We start from the raw sequence: 17,838 nt of genomic DNA on the forward strand, positions 1-17,838 counted from the left end.
GGTCATTCAGCTCGCGCACGCACGTGGATAGGCCCAAAGGCTTCATTCTGCACCAACTCGACCAGCGATTCTTTGATCAGCTCGAGCACCGCCATAAAAGTCACCACCACGCCCAGGCGCCCCTCTTCGGCCGTGAAGAGTTCGACAAAGGGCACGAAAGCGCCACCCTTGAGGCGCTCCAGCACTTCACTCATGCGCTCGCGAGTCGACAGCGTCTCCCGACTGACCTGGTGACTCTCGAACATATCGGCGCGGCGCAAGACTTGCGCCATCGACAACAACAGTTCCTCCAGATTGACCTCCGGCAGCAGCTTGCGCGCCTGAGCCTGCGGCGCATCCAGGCGCGGTACAGTCAGGTCACGACCGACCCGCGGCAGCATATCGAGGCCTTCGGCAGCGGCCTTGTAGCGCTCGTATTCCTGCAGGCGACGAATCAGCTCGGCGCGTGGGTCGTCTTCTTCCTCCGGGGCCTCGCTCGAACGCGGCAGCAGCATGCGCGACTTGATCTCGGCAAGCATCGCCGCCATCACCAGGTACTCGGCGGCCAACTCCAGGCGCACCGACTGCATCAACTCGACATAGCCCATGTACTGCCGGGTGATTTCCGCCACGGGAATGTCCAGCACATCGATATTCTGTTTGCGGATCAGGTAGAGCAGCAGGTCCAGGGGGCCTTCGAAGGCCTCGAGAAACACTTCCAGCGCGTCCGGCGGGATATACAAATCCAGCGGCATCTCGGTCACCGCCCGGCCGTATACCAAAGCGAACGGCAGCTCTTGCTGGGCGCCTGCTTGGCTGTCGGCGGGCTGTTCAGGGGACTGGCTGTGCATATCGATTTAAGGCGTTCCTACTCAGCGGTAATTCAGACCCAGGGCCAAACGCACCTCGGTCAAGGTTTCCCGTGCTTCATTGCGCGCGCGCTCGGCGCCTTCGGCCAGGATACTGCGCAGCAAATCGGGGTTGCCCTGGTAATCGGCGGCACGCGCCTGCAGGGGCTGCAGCTCTTTTTGCACGGCCTCGATCAATGGTCCCTTGCAGTCCAGACAGCCAATGCCGGCACTCTTGCAGCCTTGCTGCAACGCAGCACGCGCCTCTTCGCTGGTGTAAATCTCGTGCAGCGGCCAAACCGGGCAATGGGCAGGATTACCTGGATCGTCCCGGCGTACCCGCGCTGGATCCGTGGGCATGCGCTTGATCTTCTCTTCGACTTCGGCATGGCTGTCACGCAGAAAAATTGCATTGCCGCTGGATTTGGACATTTTCCCGCCATCCAGCCCCGGCAGCTTCGGCGCATCGCTGAGCAAGGGTCGCGGCTCGGGCAACAACACCTTGCCGCCACCTTCCAGGTAACCGAATAGCCGTTCCTTGTCGCCGATGGTGATGCTCTGTTGCTCTTTAAGCAGCGCCTTGGCGGTTTCCAGGGCCTCGACGTCACCCTGTTGCTGGTAGGCCTTGCGCAAGTTGTTGTAGAGCGTGGCGGTTTTCTTGCCGAGTTTACGGATTGCCGCCTCGGCTTTCAGCTCGAAGCCCGGCTCACGGCCATAGAGATGATTGAAACGCCGGGCGACTTCGCGTGCGAACTCGATATGCGCCAATTGATCGGCGCCGACCGGCACCACCCCTGCCCGGTACAGCAGGATATCCGCCGCCTGCAGCAACGGATAACCCAGAAAACCATAGGTAGCGAGTTCCCGGCCCGGCAGCCGGTCTTGCCGCTCCTTGTAGGACGGCACCCGCTCCAGCCAGCTGAGCGGGCTGATCATCGACAGCAATAGATGCAGTTCGGCGTGCTCTGGCACCTGCGACTGGATAAACAAAGTGGCTGAACTGGGGCTGACCCCAGCCGCCAGCCAATCGACCGCCATGTCCATGACATGCTGGGAGATCGTCCCGACATCCTGGTAGTTGGTCGTCAGTGCATGCCAGTCGACGATGCAGAAAAAGCATTCGTATTCGTGCTGCAACTTGATCCAGTTCTTCAGCACGCCATGATAATGGCCTATATGCAAAGGGCCACTGGGACGCATACCAGACAGCACGCGGCGTTCGGAATCAACAAGGCTCAAACCAGGCTACCTAAGCGAATCAACAAGACGCGAAGTATAGCGAGGCGAGAAGCTGCCGCGGGAAAAACGACCGTGGAACCGTTCAGGCTCACGGCCGGTCATAATCAATGATGCCGCCCGGCAAACTCGACGGCAGAATCGTGCGCCAACATCAGTGCAAGATTTGACGCGAATCCTGACCACTCGCTGAGGGTCACAGCATGAAAATTCCCGCCGCCACTTTCGCCGCCGCCCTGCTGGGAGCATCACTGCTCCTGCCGCCGCTAACCGCTCAGGCCGGCTTGGTCGGCACCCACGAAGTCCTCGCCGAGCAAACACTGCAAGCCGATCGCGATAAAGTCAGTGAGTTCCTCAACCGCGCCGACGTCGAGGAACGGTTGCAAACCATGGATGTCCCTGCGGCTCTGGCCCGTAGCCGGGTGGATGCTCTGACGCCAGCGGAAACCGCCACCTTGGCCCGCCAGATAGACACTTTGCCGGCCGGCGGTGCACTCAGCGGTAGCGACTTCGTCGTCATCCTGCTGGTGGCGCTGCTGGTGGCACTGATTCTGTAGCCGCTGACAGCCAGGCGTGCGGAATTCAGCGCTTATCGTGCGAGGCTTTCACACCTCGCCGAAAGGCGCGGGATCACCGCAGCCGACGCGAATGATTTGCGGCTCATCATCCGCCAGATTGATTACGGTCGAGGCCTCCAGCCCACCAAAACCGCCGTCGATGATCAGGTCGACCTGATGTTCGAGAAATTGGCGCATTTCATAGGGATCGCTCATCGGCAGCGTCTCACCCGGCAGAATCAGACTGACGCTCATCAGCGGCTCGCCGAGTTCGCTGAGCAGCGCTTGGGCAATGGGGTGATTGGGTACCCGCAGACCAATGGTGCGGCGCTTGGGGTGCAGCAACATGCGCGGCACTTCGCGAGTGGCATTGAGAATGAAGGTGTAAGGCCCTGGCGTATGGTTCTTCAGCAAGCGAAAGGCCCCGGTATCGACCTTGGCGAACAGACCAATCTGTGACAGATCGCGGCAGACCAGGGTGAAGTTGTGCTTGTCGTCCAGCTGGCGCAGACGACGGATACGATCAACCGCATTCTTGTCGCCGATATGGCAACCAAGCGCATAGGACGAATCGGTGGGGTAGACCACCACGCCACCGGCTCTGATGATCTCTACCGCCTGCTTGATCAGGCGCAGCTGTGGGTTTTCCGGGTGAATCTGGAAAAATTGACTCACAGAAATTCCCTGTTCAAATTGCAGTAGGCTGTCGGACATGCTGGAAACGCGCCCAAAGGGGCGACAAGTCCTCGGGTACAGGGCGATACATGCCCAGTTCGGACCAGTCGCCAGGTGCATGAAAATCACTGCCGGCACTTGCCAGCAGACCGAATTCGCGGGCCAGAATCGCCAAGCCGCCGATCTGTTCAGCCGGTTGCATGCCGTTGACTACCTCCAGCGCATGGCCACCGGCAGCGACAAATTCGGCAATCAACTTGCGCCGCTTACTACGAGTAAAGTCGTACTGCCACGGGTGTGCCAGGCTGATCGAGGCACCCGCCAGTTGCAAGGTTGCAACGGCCTGCTGCAACGTCGGCCAATGCTGTTTGACGTCTCCCAACTTGCCCGACCCAAGCCACTTACGAAAGGCCTCGGCGCGATCCTTGACGTAACCGGCGCGGACCATGAAGTCGGCAAAATGCGGACGGGCCGGAGCGTTGCCACTGTCGCCCAACTCCTGCTGCACGGCCCGCGCCCCTTCCAGCGCGCCGGGCATGCCTTTGCTGTCCAGGCGCTTGCTGATTTCTGCGGCCCGTAACCAGCGCCCTTCATGCAACTCGGCGATCGACTGGAGCAATGCTGGCGAATCACTGACGAAGGCATAACCGAGGACATGAATGGTGGCGCCACCCCAGGTGCAGGACAACTCGATGCCATTGACCAGCTGCATATCCAGCGCCTGGGCTGCGGCACGCGCCTCCTCAAGGCCTTCCAGGGTGTCATGATCGGTCAGCGCAAGCAGCCGCACACCGCGCTCATACGCCCGTGCAACTACCACAGCGGGCGCAAGCGCACCGTCTGAGGCTGTGCTGTGGCAATGTAAATCAACATCCATAAGGAACGCTTTCTCGGTAATTTATGTTTGTTATTATGCCGACACCGGCGAACTCTTGCTGACATCACGAGTAGATGATTGAAATAAAGTGGTAAATGAAGACTGGCCCACCGGGCAAGCGAAGCACATCAACAACGAAATTATCGTGCTGTGAATGAGCATTGTGATGACCGCTCAGCCGTCGATCACTACCTTGTTCAACGGCCTGCTACCCGGCTAACTTTTCATCCGCCTGCCACAACTATTGCTCGACTTTGCCAGTCCGTACTGTTTTTCTGCGCTAACACCAACTGGCGCCCCAGCCAATAAGGATTGAGATGCTCTACGCTATTATCGCCACCGATGTCGAAAACTCCCTGGAAAACCGTTTGGCAGCTCGCCCCGCGCACGTTGCTCGGTTGGAGCAGTTGAAGAGTGAAGGCCGTCTGGTGCTCGCCGGCCCGCACCCTGCGATCGACAGTAACGACCCGGGTTCGGCAGGCTTTTCCGGCAGCCTGATCGTTGCCGAGTTCGACTCGCTCAATGCCGCCCAAAGCTGGGCCGATGCCGACCCTTACCGCGCGGCGGGTGTTTACGCCTCGGTGCTGGTCAAGCCGTTCAAACTGGTACTGCCTTAATCCGCATACCGGCTGCTCACTGCTCAGCCACAACAATCCAACAGGACATAGGAGTTACGATGCGCCCAGGCCCGTGGTCTTTTCTGTTAGCGCTGTTGCTGTTGCCTCTTGAGCTGCATGCCGAGCAAACCCCGCCCGAATTTCCAGCAGCGGCTACGGCAGAGCAAGCGCAGATAGACGCCCTCAAGCAGCGCCTGGCCATCAGCGAGCAACAACGCGAAGCGTTGGGCGCGGAACTGCAGGCCAGCGAAAGCGAAAGCGTGCAATTACAGCGCCTGCGCCAGGAAAACCAACGCCTCAAGCTGCAACTGAAAAAAAACCAGGGCGTTGCGCCCCAGCCCTTACTCGGCGATCAACAACAATGGCTTGTCGTCGGCGCTGGAGCCGCACTTCTGGGAGTGATCCTCGGCGCACTGTTGCGTGGCAATCGTCGCTCGCGGCGTGAGTGGATAAATTGAAATCAGTATGAGCGCTCTTCTCCTGATCGACGACGACATCGAACTGTGCGAACTGTTGGCCAGCTGGCTGAGCCAGGAAGGCTTCCAGGTCAGCGCCTGTCATGATGGCAACAGTGCACGTCTCGCTCTGGCCAACCAGGCACCCGATGCGGTGGTACTCGATGTGATGCTGCCGGACGGCAGCGGTCTGGAGTTGCTCAAGCAATTGCGCAGTGATCACCCGGAGTTACCAGTGCTGATGCTCTCAGCCCGTGGCGAGCCGCTGGACCGTATCCTCGGCCTGGAGCTTGGCGCCGACGATTACCTGGCCAAGCCCTGCGACCCCCGCGAACTGACTGCCCGCTTGCGCGCTGTACTGCGCCGCAGCCTGCATCCTGCCGTATCCAGCCAGCTGCAACTGGGCGATCTGTGCTTCAGCCAGGCACGTGGCGTGGTGACGATCGGCGAGCATGAGGTCATTCTCACCCTGTCGGAAAGTCGCCTGCTCGAAGCCTTGCTGCAGCAGCCCGGCGAACCCGTGGACAAGCAGGAACTGGCGCAACTGGCGCTAGGCCGCAAGCTGACGCTGTATGACCGCAGCCTGGACATGCACGTCAGCAACCTGCGCAAGAAACTCGGCCCTCACCCCGACGGACGCCCGCGCATCCTCGCCTTGCGCAGCCGCGGTTACTACTACAGCGCCTGAGATTCTGGGTAAAGCCAAGTCCGGCTCGCCTTTACTCAGGCTTTACCCTTGCCTGACGGCCCTTGACCTTGACCGCTCTAGACTGGGCACATCCGGTAACTGACCGGCATCGAGACAAGGAGACACACCATGCGCAAGACTCTCACCGCCCTGTTACTCACACTGACCCTGCCGACGCTGGCCATGGCCATGCCCGACGGTGGCCCGCACCATGGCGACGGTTATGGCCACGGCGGCGGACATGGCTCGCGGATGTTCAAAGACCTCGACCTGAGCCAGGAGCAACACCGCGAAATCCGCAAACTGATGGGCGAGCAGATGAAAAGCCGCCACGAGATTACCCAGCGCTATCTGGAAAAACTGTCCGCTGCCGAGCAAAAAGCCATGCAGGATGAGCTGAGAACCGCCAAGGACAAGCAGCACAGCACCATTCGCGACATGCTCAAACCCGAACAGCAGAAGGCCTTCGACGAGCACCAGAAGAAAATGCAGGAACGCCGCGCCGAGCGTGCAGCCTTCAACGCCTGGAAAGCCGAGCAGGCCAGCAAGGTCGAATAACGGCAACAGACTGGCCACGGCCAGCCGAGCATGCCAGCACAAGCCCACCCATCAAGCTCCGGCTTGGTAGGTTTTTTCGCTACCAAGGAGTAATCCGTGCGTTCATTATTCTGGCGCATCTTCGCCAGCTTCTGGCTGGCCCTTGCCCTGGTTGCCGGGCTTTCCATGCTGCTGGGACGAGCGCTGAATCAGGACGCCTGGATTCTCAGCCAGCACCCGGCCCTGGATGGCTTGGCCGAAACCTGGACCAGCCTGTATGAAGAGCAGGGCAGCGCCGCCGCCCAGACCTTTCTCGAGCAACGCAAGGAGGCCTCGCGCCTCAACGTGCAAGTGCTCGATGACAACGGCCAACCCCTGGTCCGAGGCACCTTCCCACCGCGCGCCGCCGCCTTCGAGGCACGCCAGCAGAATGACAAACGCCTGCCCTGGCGCCGCCTGACTACCGACTACAGCAGCCCCCAGACCGGCGAAACCTACCTGTTCATTTACCGTATTCCGCACCGGCAACTGGCCGCCTGGCAACGCGACAGCCTGCTCTTGCCGCTCAGCGCGCTTGCCATCGCCCTGGTGGTACTGACCCTGTTCAGCCTGCTGGTGACCCTGTCCATCACCCGCCCACTGAATCGCCTGCGTGGCGCCGTACACGACCTCGGCCAGACCGCCTACCAGCAGAACAGCCTGGCCCGCCTGGCCAACAGACGCGACGAACTGGGGGTACTGGCCCGCGACTTCAATCGCATGGGCGCGCGCCTGCAAGGGCTGATAGGCAGCCAGCGCCAGTTGCTGCGTGATGTATCCCACGAACTGCGCTCGCCTCTGGCACGCTTACGCATAGCACTGGCCCTGGCCGAACGCGCCGACGCCGCCGAGCGGGAAAAGCTCTGGCCGCGCCTGGCGCGAGAGTGCGACCGCCTGGAAGCCTTGATCAGCGAGATTCTCGCCCTCGCCCGCCTCGACGCCGATCCCGGCGCAGCCCAACCAATTGACCTTGCCGCGCTGCTGCGCAAGCTGCAGGAAGAGGCACAACTCGACACCCCACAGCAGCGGGTGGAGATCAAACTGCCACCCGGAGTGAGCCTGCACGGCTGGCCGGACATGCTCGAACGGGCGCTGGACAACCTTCTGCGCAATGCCTTGCGCTTCAACCCGGCAGGCGAGGCGATCGAACTCAAGGTCGAGCGGCAGGCCGACGACCTGTGCCTCAGCGTACGCGACCACGGCCCTGGCGTTGCCGCCGAATACCTGGCCCGACTGGGCGAGCCCTTCTTCCGAGCGCCAGGGCAAAGCACGCCCGGACATGGCCTCGGCCTGGCGATTGCCCGGCGCGCCGCCGAGCGTCACGGCGGCCGACTGGTACTGAACAACCACCCAGAAGGTGGCTTCAGTGCCAGTCTGCTGCTACCGCTACAGCCGCAGACTGACAAGTAGGGTGGCTGCCCGCCAGATAGGCGCCGCCTGAGCAATCTCCGGCGTACTGTCTGCGGCGAGTAGTGCCCTAGGTGTCGCGTGCCGGCGGCGTTCCATGCGGCGCGTAGGGCGATCCGGGCGGCGATCCGTTCGGAGCGCAGCGACAGCCCGCCAGGCTTGTGCCCCCTGATCATCCGCGGCGAGTAGCGCCCGGCGAATCGCCCGCTACACGCCCGGCCAGGCGCTGACGAAATCGGCTACAGGCAACGGCGCGGGTTTGCGCAATTCACGTTCGGCAGTGCCCAGGTAGAGGAAGGCGATGATTTGCTCGTCACTGCCCAAGCCAAGCCCCGCCGCCACTTGAGCGTTATAGGCCAGCTCGCCGGTGCGCCATACAGCGCCTATGCCTTGGGCATGAGCGGCGAGCAGAATGGCATGAGTAGCGCAACCTGCGGCAATCACCTGCTCCTGTGGCGGCACTTTGGCATGGGCCTTTACGTGTGCGATCACCACTACCAGCAAAGGCGCCCGCAACGGCATGGCACGCGCCTTGGCCAAGGCTTCTGCACTGACTTCAGCAGCGCCGGCCGCCATGGCCTGGGCAAACAATTCACCGAGGTGCTCACGTGCAGTGCCCTCGATCGTAAGAAAGCGCCACGGTCGTAACTGTCCGTGATCCGGTGCACGCAATGCCGCGCGAAACAGCAGTTCGCGCTGTGCGGCATCCGGTGCAGGCTCGCACAACCGCGGCACTGAAACACGATTGAGCAGAGCATCGAGAGCATCCATCGGCCACCTCTTGAACAGAAATAAGCGGGAATTCTAGAGCGTGGCGCAGGATGGCGGGGAAAAACTGTTGCGCGGCGCGCAAACCGACAGCCGCAATATACGGCACGGATTCGCGCAAAAAACGCGCAGGCCCTAGTGTCACGCCAACGTTGAGAGGTCGGTTAATCGCGGTCTTACCCATGTACCGCGACCCCCTGTAGGGCGGGTTAGGCGCGTGGCAGTCGATCAACGGTTGCCACCGAAACCATACGCGCCGTAACCCGCCATCGGCGCAACGCAGCCCAGTTTCGAGGCGAGGCGCCTGGTGGGTTACGCGGCGCGCCAAGATGGCGTTGCCTGATCGTTCGCAGGTTGGCGCCGCTAACCCACCCTACGCAACCCGCTCCGGCGCCACACTCGGCTGCACGGTCGGCGTCAATGGCGGCAAGCCGTGGGCGCGCCGGGCATCATCGCAGCGCGGCTCGGGCTCGCCATTGGCCCAGGATGCCTCGAATTCGCGGCATGGACTGGCGCGCTGCTCATAGAGCGTGCAGCGCACGCCCTGCCCCACCTCACCGAGCAGGGCGACACAGCGGGCGGGCTTGTACTCAGTGCCGCGCATGGCGACCCGATGCGGAGTGATCAGCACCACCTGGTCATCCGGCACTGTACCGCCGGCCGACTGGCATTCACCCCAGAAGAAAGACACACGAAAATGCGCGCAGCAGGCGCCACACGTAAGGCAAGGATTAGCGTTCGACATGATTTTAGAGGGCTCAGAAACCGGCAAGGGCCGGCACCTGGCGGCTATTCTATGCCGAGCCATGCGCTTGTAAAGCGCCATATCGATGGCCCGGATGAAAAGTCGATGCGCGGATGCCACACACGCTAGGGCAATTGATGGCCACGCGGCATAGGCCGGCGCAATGGCTTATGCGCGGCACGTGCGAGTTGGTTTACAGCCCTTGCGGCACGAGTAGAATGGCGCCCTTTGCCGCACTCAATCCGAGCCTCATCTCATGGCCTTGCCGACGCTGCGCATTATCGGTTTCATCCTCGGCATTTTTCTGATTACCCTGGCCGTCAGCATGACCATTCCCATGCTGACGCTACTGATATTCGAGCGCACCGATGATCTCGATGCCTTTCTCTGGTCGAGCCTGATCACCTTTGCCAGCGGCCTCGCCCTGGTGTTGACCGGGCGCCCGGCCAACGCCCAACTGCGCCCACGCGACATGTACATGCTGACCACCGCCAGCTGGCTGGTGGTATGCATCTTCGCCGCCCTGCCGATGATGCAGATTCAGCACATCAGCTACACCGACGCCTTCTTCGAAACCATGTCGGGCATCACCACCACCGGCTCCACCGTACTGACCGGACTCGACAGCGCCTCGCCAGGGCTGTTGATCTGGCGTTCGCTGCTGCAGTGGCTGGGCGGCATCGGTTTTATCGGCATGGCCGTGGCGATTCTGCCGCTGTTGCGCGTGGGTGGCATGCGCCTGTTCCAGAGCGAGTCATCGGACTGGGGCGAGAAGGTCATGCCACGCTCGCACATGGCGGCCAAGTACATCATTGCTATTTTCGTCGGCATAACCCTGGCTGGCGCCCTGGCGTACTGGCTGTCAGGCATGAGCTGGTTCGAGGCGGTCAACCATGCGATGACCTCGATTTCCACCGGCGGCTACTCCACCTCCGACAGCTCCATGGCCCACTTCGGCCCAGCTTCGCACTGGGTGGCGATCGTATTGATGCTGCTCGGGGGCTTGCCCTTCACCCTGTTCGTCGCCACCATCCGCGGCAATCGCCGGGCCCTGTTCAAGGACCAGCAAGTGCGCGGTTTTGTCTCGATGCTGGCCTTCATCTGCCTGCTATTCAGCCTGTGGCTCTGGCTGCACTCCGAGTACGCCTATTTCGACGCCCTGCGCATCGTCACCCTTAACGTGGTTTCGGTGGTTACCACCACCGGCTTTGCACTCGGCGATTACAGCCTCTGGGGCGACTTCGCCGTGATGGTGTTCTTCTACCTGACCTTCGTCGGCGGTTGCTCCGGCTCAACTTCGGGCGGCCTGAAGATCTTCCGCTTTCAGGTGGCCTATACCCTGCTACGCAGTGGCCTCAACCAGCTGGTCCACCCGCGCGCGGTGATCAAGCAGAGCTACAACGGTCACAACCTCGATGAGGATATCGTCCGCTCGATCCTCACCTTCTCGTTCTTCTTTACCATCACCATCGGCCTGATCGCCCTGGGGTTGTCGCTGATTGGACTGGACTGGGTAACCGCGCTGACGGCAGCGGCCACCGCCGTCTGCAATGTCGGCCCGGGACTTGGCCCGATCATCGGCCCGGCGGGGAACTTCTCCAGCCTGCCGGATGCGGCCAAATGGCTGCTGACCCTCGGCATGCTGCTCGGTCGCCTGGAAATTCTTACCGTGCTGGTGCTGGTCACCCGGGCGTTCTGGAGACACTGAACACCGGCAAGGCTGCCGATGACTCGGCGCTTTGCTGGCAGCCCCACCTAGAATGACGTCATTATTTGCTTGATTTGCTTGGAAGCTGACTAGATGGCCTTGCCGACCCTACGCATCATTGCCTTCATCAACGGTATTTTCCTGATCACCCTGGCGGTGAGCATGGTGGTGCCGATGCTCACCCTGGTGATCTTTGAGCGCGCTCATGAACTCAATGCCTATCTCTGGTCGAGCCTGATTACCTTCGTCGCCGGGCTGTCCATGGTTGCCCAGGGCCACCCGAAAGGCGTCGAACTGCGACCACGCGACATGTACATGCTCACGGTGTCGAGCTGGCTGCTGGTCTGCATCTTCGCCTCGCTACCGTTCATGCTGGCCCAGCACATGGGCCTCGCCGACGCCTTCTTCGAGAGCATGTCCGGCATCACCGCCACCGGCGCCACGGTGCTCAGCGGTCTGGACAGCATGTCGCCGGGCATCCTGATCTGGCGCTCGCTGCTGCACTGGCTCGGCGGTATCGGCTTCATCGCCATGGCCGTGGCGATCCTGCCGATGCTGCGCATCGGTGGCATGCGCCTGTTCCAAACCGAGTCGTCGGATCGCTCGGACAAGGTTATGCCGCGCTCGCACATGGTCGCCAAGTTCATGGTCGCGGCCTACGTGGGTATCAGCCTGCTGAGTTTTCTGGCGTTCTGGGCCGCCGGCATGGGCGTATTCGATGCCATTAACCACACCATGTCGGCGATCGCCACCGGCGGTTTCTCCACCTCGGACAGCTCTATTGGCAAGTGGTCGCAGCCGGCGGTGCACTGGGTGAGCGTGGTGGTGATGATTCTCGGCAGCCTGCCGTTCGTCCTTTACGTGTCGATGCTGCGCGGCAACTTGCTGGCGCTAATGCGCGATCAGCAGGTACGCGGTTTTCTTGCCATCTTGCTGAGTACCTGGCTGGTACTCGGCACCTGGTACAGCCTGACTACCGAACTGCATTGGCTGGAGGCGGTACGTCACGTGGCAGTGAACACCACCTCGATCATGACCACCACCGGCTTCGCCCTGGGCGACTACACCCTGTGGGGTGGCTTCGCCGGCATGCTGTTCTTCTACCTGGGCTTTATCGGTGGCTGCTCCGGCTCGACCGCCGGCGGCCTGAAGATTTTCCGCTTTCAGGTCGCCTATATCCTACTCAAGGCCAACCTGCTGCAACTGGTGCACCCACGCGCGGTCATCAAGCAGCAATACAACCAGCACCGCCTGGACGAGGACATCGTCCGTTCAATCCTGACTTTTTCGTTTTTCTTCACCATCACCATCGCCCTGTTGGCGCTGGCCCTGTCACTCTGCGGCCTGGACTGGATCACCGCGCTCAGCGGCGCCGCCAGTACCGTATCCGGTGTCGGCCCAGGGATGGGCCCGGTCATCGGTCCAGCCGGTAACTTCTCGAGTCTGCCTGACACGGCCAAGTGGCTGTTGACTGTCGGCATGCTGCTCGGACGCCTGGAAATCCTTACCGTGCTGGTGCTGCTGATGCCGGCATTCTGGAGGCACTGAGGTAGCCCGGCGCCAACCTACAAGCGCGCGCGATACTCGCCCGGGGTGATGTCGAACCAGCGACGGAACGCGCGGAAGAAATTGCTCGGATCGGCAAAGCCGAGCAGATAGGCCACTTCCAGCAGGGTCAGGTTGGGCTGGGCCAGGTACTGTTCGGCCAACTCGCGACGGGTGTCATCGAGCAGCCGCTGGAAACTCGTCCCTTCGTCCTGCAGGCGCCGCTGCAAGGTCCGTTGCGACACATGCAGCGCCTGCGCCACCGTCTCGCGCTTGGGCTCACCCTGAGGTAGCAGGCGGCACAGCACTTGCCTGGCCTGGTGACTGACGCGACTTTCCGAGAAGCGCGCCAGGTATTCGCCGGCAAACCTGTCGTGCAACTGGGCCAGCGATTCATTGGCCGTCGGTAATGGCCGATCCATGTCGGCCCGTTCGAACAGCAGCGCGTAGTGCCCGGCGTTGAACTTCAGCGGCGCCTGAAATACCTGCTGAAAGGGCACTAGATCCGCCGGTGGATCGCCTTGAAAAAGCGCCTGCTGCGGACGAATCGGCTGACCGGTCAGCCAGCGGCAAAAGGCCAAGGCATAGGCCATCGAGGCCTCGGCGCTCTGCCGGGCCGGCGGCAGGCGGTCGCCATGAATCGCCAGGATCAGTTCATAACCCTTGGCCGTGGGACGGAAACTGAGGTCAGCGCCCTCGGCAATGATCCGCTGATAACGCACCAGACGCGCCAGCCCCTCGGTCAAGGTGCGACTGGACATCAAGGCGTACCCGACCACATGAAATGAAGCTGGGCGCACCACCTTGGCCATGTTCAGGCCAATCGCCGGATTGCCCGACAGCTCCACCGCGCGCAGCCACAGGCGCGTCATGCCGTCCTGGGAAAAGCGTGCATCCGGATCCTCCAGCGCGGCGTAATCCAGCCCCAGCTGGCGAAATATCGCGCGGCAGTCGACGCCGCCCATTTCCAGGGCCTGGACGATGCCCAGAGCCCAATTCGACGAGGTGGTGCGTTCGCTCATGACGTTATTCTTGTTTGAGTCATCTGAAAGTCGCTCCTGGCGGCCTGGCAGGATACTAAACTGGCACTTAATGTCACTGGCCCAACAGGACAGCAAGCCTAGACTGCCAACACTCGGCCGCCGCTGCCCTCCAGTGCGGCCAGATCACGACCAGGAGGCAAACCATGGCTACGCAAACCAGCGATCGCTACACCAGCTTCGCCGAGTTCTACCCCTATTACCTGCAAGAACACAGCAACTCGGTCTGCCGCCGCCTGCATTATGTCGGCAGCCTGCTGGTGCTGGGCATTCTCGCCTACGCCCTGGGCACACAACAGTGGCTGTGGCTGCTGACGATACCCGTCGCCGGGTATGGCTTTGCCTGGGTGGGTCACTTCGTCTTCGAAAAAAATCGCCCGGCCACCTTCCAATACCCGCTGTACAGCTTCATGGGTGACTGGGTCATGCTCAAGGATGCCTTTACCGGACGTATTAAATTCTGACCCACCAGCTTTCTGGCTGCACCGAAGACACCCGCTGGCCGACATCTTCTCACCGTTGAGCAGTGGTGCTTGGCTCGCGCATCCTCGCTTGGTTATGATCCCCGCTCTGTCGCAATCCTGGTTCAGCGCTAGCCGCGCTACTTAGACGTCCAGCAGAGGCGTCGGATAATCAGCAGGGATCGTTTTCACAGCATGAATGCCACTACCCAGAACCGGCTCCACGCACTGCCGGCGCCACCACTGCGCGAATATTACTCGCGCATCCTGGCCTACATTGCCGTGGCCGCGAGCATCGCTGCCGGCACCTACACCCAGCATTTCGGCTACGACATTCTGTGGATAGTGCCGTATGCCCTGCTCTATCCGCATCTGGCCCACCACTTGGGCCAACGCTTCAAGCGTGATCATCCGCAAATCGCCAGCCTGACCCTGCTGTTCATCGACGCCCTGCATTGTGGCGCAGCACTCGTCCTGCTCAGTTTCTCGGTCGTACCCAGCCTGATGTGCCTGTTGATTCTGGCCTTCAGCTCGATGGTGGTCGGTGGCCTGCGCTACCTGGCCCTGGCCATGCTGGTCGCGGTCAGCAGCATGCTGCTCAACGCGGCGCTGATCGAGCTGAAATTCAACCCCGACACCCCGGCCCTGGTCGCCCTAGTGAGTATCACCTTCAGCATCCTGTACATCTGCATCACCGCTTATTTCATGCATCAGCAAGGTTTGCGTCTGGCCCAGATGCGCAGCGATATCAAACGCGAACAGGAAAAAGCCGCCCGCCTGGCACGCAACCTGGCCAAGTACCTGTCACCGCAGGTATGGGAGTCGATCTTCACCGGCAAGAAGAGCGTGCGCCTGGAGACCCAGCGCAAGAAACTCACGGTGTTCTTCTCCGACATCAAGGGCTTCACCGAACTGTCCGAGGAACTCGAAGCCGAGGCCCTGACCGACCTGCTCAACAGCTACCTCAACGAGATGTCGAAGATCTGCCTGAAATACGGCGGCACCATCGACAAGTTCATCGGCGACAGTGTCATGGTGTTCTTCGGTGACCCGGCGAGCAAAGGTGCCAAGCATGACGCCATGGCCGCCGTATCGATGGCCGTGGCCATGCGCAAACACATGAAAGTGATGCGCCAGCAGTGGCGCGCCCAGGGCATTACCAAACCCCTGGAAATCCGCATGGGCCTGAACACCGGCTACTGCACGGTGGGCAATTTCGGCGCCGACACGCGCATGGACTACACCATCATCGGCCGTGACGTGAACCTCGCCAGCCGCCTGGAAAGCGCGGCAGAAGCCGGCGAGATCCTCATCTCCCACGAGACCTACTCGCTGGTCAAGGACCTGATCATGTGCCGCGACAAGGGCCAGATCAACGTCAAGGGGTTTACCCGCCCGGTACAGATCTACCAGGTGGTGGATTTCCGCCGCGACCTGGGTGCCACCTCCAGCTATGTCGAGCATGAGTTGCCCGGCTTCTCCATGTACCTGGACACCAACGGCATCCAGAACTTCGACAAGCAACGGGTGATCCAGGCGCTGCAGCAGGCGGCCGAGAAATTGCGCGACAAGGTGATCATGTAAGCCAGGCCGGTTCGCGTTGCCGGGACGGGGTGCGCACGGCGCCCTCCACCCGGTTAGCCACCGCCACTTAATCCTGGCTTATCGCCAACGTCCGAGCGGCGCACGGCTCACCATCGAGCAAGGGCTGGCAGGCCAGGAACTCCAGCGCCGATACCCGCCAGGACTGCCCTGCAGCCAACTCGGCGCAGCGCGTCCTGTCGAGCTCAAGTGCCGCCAGGCAAGCCGCCCGCAAATCCTCGCTCATCACCCCGTTGACGCCCGCCTCCAGCACATCCAGCGGGCCGGGCACCGGGAAGGCCGCCACCGGCGTGCCGCAGGCCAGCGCCTCGAGCATTACCAGGCCATAGGTATCGGTACGCGAGGGAAATACCAGCACGCTGGCCTTACGATAGGCCTCGGCCAACTCTTCGCCATGCCGATAGCCGAGAAATTTCACCGCCGGATAACGCGCCTGCAAGGCTTCGCGCAGCGGACCGTCACCGACCACCCGCTTCTCACCGGGCAACTCGAGGTCGAGAAAGGCCTGCAGGTTCTTTTCCGCGGCGATCCGTCCGACGCACAGGAACACCGGTTTGAGCGCCCCGAGCAGCGGCACCTGCGGCTGAAACAACCGCGTATCGACGCCCTTGCGCCACAGCGCCAGACGCTGCAGGCCCCAGCCGGAAAACTCCGTACGCAGCCGTTCGGTGGTCACCAGCACCGCCTCGCTCGGGCGATGGAAGGCGCGCAGGTAGGCATAACCCCAGCGCAGCGGCAACCAGGGCCAACGGCCATGGACGTACTCGGGAAAGCGCGTATGAATGGCACTGGAAAACGCCAGGCCGCGCTTGCACAACCAGCGTCTGGCGGCCCAACCAAGCGGACCTTCGGTGGCCAGATGGACGCAGTCGGGCTGAAACTCGCGGATCGCCGGACCGACCCGCCAGAGGTTCCATGTCAGCGGAATCTCCGGGTAGGTCGGGCAAGGCCAGTGACGAAAATCTTGCGGCGCCAGCAATTTCACCTGATGGCCCAGGTCACGCAGCTCGCCAACCAGTGCCTGCAAACTGGTGACCACACCGTTGACCTGCGGCAGCCAGGCATCCGAGACGATCAATATCCTCATGCAACTGGCTCGCCTGCAGCCACCGGCTCGACCTGAGCCTGAGCCTGAGCTTGCCGTAGCTGATCGTCGGCCAGCCGATACAGCTCGATGCGTCCATCCAGGTGTTCGATCAGGGCCGTGCAGGACTCGACCCAGTCGCCGCAGTTCATGTAGTCAACTTCACCCATCGGCCGGATCTCGGCGTGGTGAATATGCCCGCAGACCACACCATTGAAACCACGCTTGACGCATTCGTGCACGATCGCCTGTTCGAAGTCGCTGATGAAGTTCACCGCCCCCTTGACCTTGTGCTTGAGGTAGGCCGACAGCGACCAATAACCGTAGCCATAACGGCTGCGCCAATGATTGAGCCAGCGGTTGAGGGTCAGGGTGATCTCGTAGGCCGAGTCGCCGAGAAATGCCAGCCAGCGGTGGTAACGGGTGATCACATCGAACTGGTCACCATGGATCACCAGCAAACGGCGGCCATCGGCGGTGATGTGCTCGGCCTCGTCGACCAACTGGATATTGCCCAGCAGCAGCGACGAATAACGGCGCAGGAACTCGTCGTGATTGCCGGTGACATAGATCACCTCGGTGCCGCGCTTGCTCATGGTCAGCAGGCGACGGATCACGTTGCTGTGCGCCTGCGGCCAGTAGATCCCGCTACGCAGCCTCCAGCCGTCGATGATGTCGCCCACCAGGTAGATCCGGTCGGTGTGATAGCGCTTGAGGAACGCCGCCAAATGCTCGGCCTGGCAATCCCGGGTGCCTAGGTGGACGTCGGAAATCCACAGGGTGCGGACTCGTTGCTTGCGACTCGGCTTGGCGAGCTGGGCGCTGGTCATGGGCGGCCTCCGGCTGGGTTTTGCCGAGCTTGCGCGCCGGTGGTGAAACATCTGTGACGAGGCCATGGCAGTTTAGTGACAGCGCCCCACCACGACCCTCTGCTAGCAGGCTGTTGAAAAATGTAGGCGAGGCAGGCAAG

19 protein-coding genes are annotated in these 17,838 nt (G+C 61.7%); 10 read left to right on the forward strand and 9 right to left on the reverse strand.

Annotated elements, in window-relative coordinates; genetic code table 11:
- Positions 1 to 2 precede the first annotated feature (2 nt).
- Positions 3 to 701: a segregation and condensation protein A gene (locus LJY18_RS09285; protein ID WP_238041861.1), complete on the reverse strand. Its 699-nt coding sequence runs from the start codon at positions 699 to 701 to the stop codon at positions 3 to 5.
- 150 nt (positions 702 to 851) lie between these two features.
- Positions 852 to 2,066: a tryptophan--tRNA ligase gene (locus LJY18_RS09290; RefSeq protein ID WP_269137759.1), complete on the reverse strand. Its 1,215-nt coding sequence runs from the start codon at positions 2,064 to 2,066 to the stop codon at positions 852 to 854.
- Between the two features lie 200 nt (positions 2,067 to 2,266).
- On the opposite strand from LJY18_RS09290, the gene LJY18_RS09295 reads away from it, so the two are divergent.
- Positions 2,267 to 2,620: a PA2779 family protein gene (locus LJY18_RS09295; RefSeq protein ID WP_238041523.1), complete on the forward strand. Its 354-nt coding sequence runs from the start codon at positions 2,267 to 2,269 to the stop codon at positions 2,618 to 2,620.
- A 48-nt stretch (positions 2,621 to 2,668) separates the two neighbouring features.
- Here LJY18_RS09295 and LJY18_RS09300 read toward each other — a convergent pair whose 3' ends face one another.
- Positions 2,669 to 3,295, reverse strand: coding sequence for an L-threonylcarbamoyladenylate synthase (locus tag LJY18_RS09300; RefSeq protein ID WP_238041524.1), 627 nt, complete (start codon positions 3,293 to 3,295; stop codon positions 2,669 to 2,671).
- Positions 3,296 to 3,308: 13 nt separating this feature from the next.
- Positions 3,309 to 4,172, reverse strand: a complete 864-nt coding sequence (locus LJY18_RS09305) for a PHP domain-containing protein (protein WP_238041525.1) — start codon at positions 4,170 to 4,172, stop codon at positions 3,309 to 3,311.
- 317 nt (positions 4,173 to 4,489) lie between these two features.
- On the opposite strand from LJY18_RS09305, the gene LJY18_RS09310 reads away from it, so the two are divergent.
- The 5 genes from LJY18_RS09310 (at position 4,490) to LJY18_RS09330 (ending at position 7,918) form a co-directional block, all read left to right on the forward strand.
- Complete coding sequence (locus LJY18_RS09310; protein WP_238041526.1) at positions 4,490 to 4,789, forward strand: YciI family protein; 300 nt, start codon at positions 4,490 to 4,492, stop codon at positions 4,787 to 4,789.
- Positions 4,790 to 4,848: 59 nt separating this feature from the next.
- Positions 4,849 to 5,247 carry a translation initiation factor 2 gene (locus tag LJY18_RS09315; RefSeq protein WP_238041527.1) on the forward strand — a complete coding sequence of 133 codons (399 nt, stop codon included), beginning with the start codon at positions 4,849 to 4,851 and terminating at the stop codon, positions 5,245 to 5,247.
- A 7-nt stretch (positions 5,248 to 5,254) separates the two neighbouring features.
- Positions 5,255 to 5,932 carry a response regulator transcription factor gene (locus LJY18_RS09320; RefSeq protein ID WP_238041528.1) on the forward strand — a complete coding sequence of 226 codons (678 nt, stop codon included), beginning with the start codon at positions 5,255 to 5,257 and terminating at the stop codon, positions 5,930 to 5,932.
- A 129-nt stretch (positions 5,933 to 6,061) separates the two neighbouring features.
- Entirely contained in the window at positions 6,062 to 6,490 is a 429-nt protein-coding gene (locus tag LJY18_RS09325) for a Spy/CpxP family protein refolding chaperone (protein WP_238041529.1), read from the forward strand.
- A 96-nt stretch (positions 6,491 to 6,586) separates the two neighbouring features.
- Positions 6,587 to 7,918: a sensor histidine kinase gene (locus LJY18_RS09330; protein ID WP_238041530.1), complete on the forward strand. Its 1,332-nt coding sequence runs from the start codon at positions 6,587 to 6,589 to the stop codon at positions 7,916 to 7,918.
- A gap of 204 nt (positions 7,919 to 8,122) precedes the next feature.
- Here LJY18_RS09330 and LJY18_RS09335 read toward each other — a convergent pair whose 3' ends face one another.
- Both LJY18_RS09335 and LJY18_RS09340 read right to left on the reverse strand, forming a co-directional pair.
- Positions 8,123 to 8,686, reverse strand: a complete 564-nt coding sequence (locus LJY18_RS09335; RefSeq protein WP_238041531.1) for a nitroreductase family protein — start codon at positions 8,684 to 8,686, stop codon at positions 8,123 to 8,125.
- Positions 8,687 to 9,056: 370 nt separating this feature from the next.
- On the reverse strand, positions 9,057 to 9,428 hold the full coding sequence (locus tag LJY18_RS09340; protein WP_238041532.1) for a YkgJ family cysteine cluster protein: 372 nt from the start codon (positions 9,426 to 9,428) through the stop codon (positions 9,057 to 9,059).
- Between the two features lie 256 nt (positions 9,429 to 9,684).
- On the opposite strand from LJY18_RS09340, the gene LJY18_RS09345 reads away from it, so the two are divergent.
- Together LJY18_RS09345 and LJY18_RS09350 are read left to right on the forward strand one after the other, a co-directional pair.
- Positions 9,685 to 11,136, forward strand: coding sequence for a TrkH family potassium uptake protein (locus LJY18_RS09345; RefSeq protein ID WP_238041533.1), 1,452 nt, complete (start codon positions 9,685 to 9,687; stop codon positions 11,134 to 11,136).
- Between the two features lie 93 nt (positions 11,137 to 11,229).
- Positions 11,230 to 12,684, forward strand: a complete 1,455-nt coding sequence (locus LJY18_RS09350) for a TrkH family potassium uptake protein (RefSeq protein ID WP_238041534.1) — start codon at positions 11,230 to 11,232, stop codon at positions 12,682 to 12,684.
- A 17-nt stretch (positions 12,685 to 12,701) separates the two neighbouring features.
- On the opposite strand, the gene LJY18_RS09355 is transcribed toward LJY18_RS09350, so the two are convergent.
- Complete coding sequence (locus tag LJY18_RS09355; protein WP_238041535.1) at positions 12,702 to 13,703, reverse strand: AraC family transcriptional regulator; 1,002 nt, start codon at positions 13,701 to 13,703, stop codon at positions 12,702 to 12,704.
- A gap of 164 nt (positions 13,704 to 13,867) precedes the next feature.
- Here LJY18_RS09355 and LJY18_RS09360 point away from each other — a divergent pair, with 164 nt between their 5' ends.
- Both LJY18_RS09360 and LJY18_RS09365 read left to right on the forward strand, forming a co-directional pair.
- The gene (locus LJY18_RS09360; protein ID WP_238041536.1) at positions 13,868 to 14,185 is read left to right on the forward strand and encodes an Mpo1-like protein; all 318 of its coding nucleotides are present in this window, start codon (positions 13,868 to 13,870) and stop codon (positions 14,183 to 14,185) included.
- 192 nt (positions 14,186 to 14,377) lie between these two features.
- Complete coding sequence (locus tag LJY18_RS09365; protein ID WP_238041537.1) at positions 14,378 to 15,766, forward strand: adenylate/guanylate cyclase domain-containing protein; 1,389 nt, start codon at positions 14,378 to 14,380, stop codon at positions 15,764 to 15,766.
- Positions 15,767 to 15,833: 67 nt separating this feature from the next.
- Here LJY18_RS09365 and LJY18_RS09370 read toward each other — a convergent pair whose 3' ends face one another.
- Both LJY18_RS09370 and LJY18_RS09375 read right to left on the reverse strand, forming a co-directional pair.
- A complete protein-coding gene (locus LJY18_RS09370; protein ID WP_238041538.1) occupies positions 15,834 to 16,871 on the reverse strand; it encodes a glycosyltransferase family 4 protein in 1,038 nt (345 codons plus the stop codon).
- A complete protein-coding gene (locus LJY18_RS09375) occupies positions 16,868 to 17,698 on the reverse strand; it encodes a UDP-2,3-diacylglucosamine diphosphatase (protein ID WP_238041539.1) in 831 nt (276 codons plus the stop codon). Before LJY18_RS09375 ends, LJY18_RS09370 begins: the two co-directional genes overlap by 4 nt.
- Positions 17,699 to 17,838 lie beyond the last annotated feature (140 nt).

Origin of the sequence: Pseudomonas sp. MMS21 TM103 (genome assembly GCF_022132145.1) — a bacterium.
Classification (GTDB): Bacteria; Pseudomonadota; Gammaproteobacteria; order Pseudomonadales; family Pseudomonadaceae; genus Aquipseudomonas.

Excerpts from the sequence above, each read along its gene's own strand:
- LJY18_RS09295 (WP_238041523.1), top strand. The coding sequence starts at position 2,267 with ATGAAAATTCCCGCCGCCACTTTCGCCGCCGCCCTGCTGGGAGCATCA.
- LJY18_RS09335 (WP_238041531.1), bottom strand. The coding sequence starts at position 8,686 with ATGGATGCTCTCGATGCTCTGCTCAATCGTGTTTCAGTGCCGCGGTTG.
- LJY18_RS09345 (WP_238041533.1), top strand. The coding sequence starts at position 9,685 with ATGGCCTTGCCGACGCTGCGCATTATCGGTTTCATCCTCGGCATTTTT.
- LJY18_RS09355 (WP_238041535.1), bottom strand. The coding sequence starts at position 13,703 with ATGAGCGAACGCACCACCTCGTCGAATTGGGCTCTGGGCATCGTCCAG.
- LJY18_RS09305 (WP_238041525.1), bottom strand. The coding sequence starts at position 4,172 with ATGGATGTTGATTTACATTGCCACAGCACAGCCTCAGACGGTGCGCTT.
- LJY18_RS09325 (WP_238041529.1), top strand. The coding sequence starts at position 6,062 with ATGCGCAAGACTCTCACCGCCCTGTTACTCACACTGACCCTGCCGACG.
- LJY18_RS09365 (WP_238041537.1), top strand. The coding sequence starts at position 14,378 with ATGAATGCCACTACCCAGAACCGGCTCCACGCACTGCCGGCGCCACCA.
- LJY18_RS09320 (WP_238041528.1), top strand. The coding sequence starts at position 5,255 with ATGAGCGCTCTTCTCCTGATCGACGACGACATCGAACTGTGCGAACTG.
- LJY18_RS09360 (WP_238041536.1), top strand. The coding sequence starts at position 13,868 with ATGGCTACGCAAACCAGCGATCGCTACACCAGCTTCGCCGAGTTCTAC.
- LJY18_RS09340 (WP_238041532.1), bottom strand. The coding sequence starts at position 9,428 with ATGTCGAACGCTAATCCTTGCCTTACGTGTGGCGCCTGCTGCGCGCAT.
- LJY18_RS09375 (WP_238041539.1), bottom strand. The coding sequence starts at position 17,698 with ATGACCAGCGCCCAGCTCGCCAAGCCGAGTCGCAAGCAACGAGTCCGC.
- LJY18_RS09315 (WP_238041527.1), top strand. The coding sequence starts at position 4,849 with ATGCGCCCAGGCCCGTGGTCTTTTCTGTTAGCGCTGTTGCTGTTGCCT.
- LJY18_RS09370 (WP_238041538.1), bottom strand. The coding sequence starts at position 16,871 with ATGAGGATATTGATCGTCTCGGATGCCTGGCTGCCGCAGGTCAACGGT.
- LJY18_RS09350 (WP_238041534.1), top strand. The coding sequence starts at position 11,230 with ATGGCCTTGCCGACCCTACGCATCATTGCCTTCATCAACGGTATTTTC.
- LJY18_RS09310 (WP_238041526.1), top strand. The coding sequence starts at position 4,490 with ATGCTCTACGCTATTATCGCCACCGATGTCGAAAACTCCCTGGAAAAC.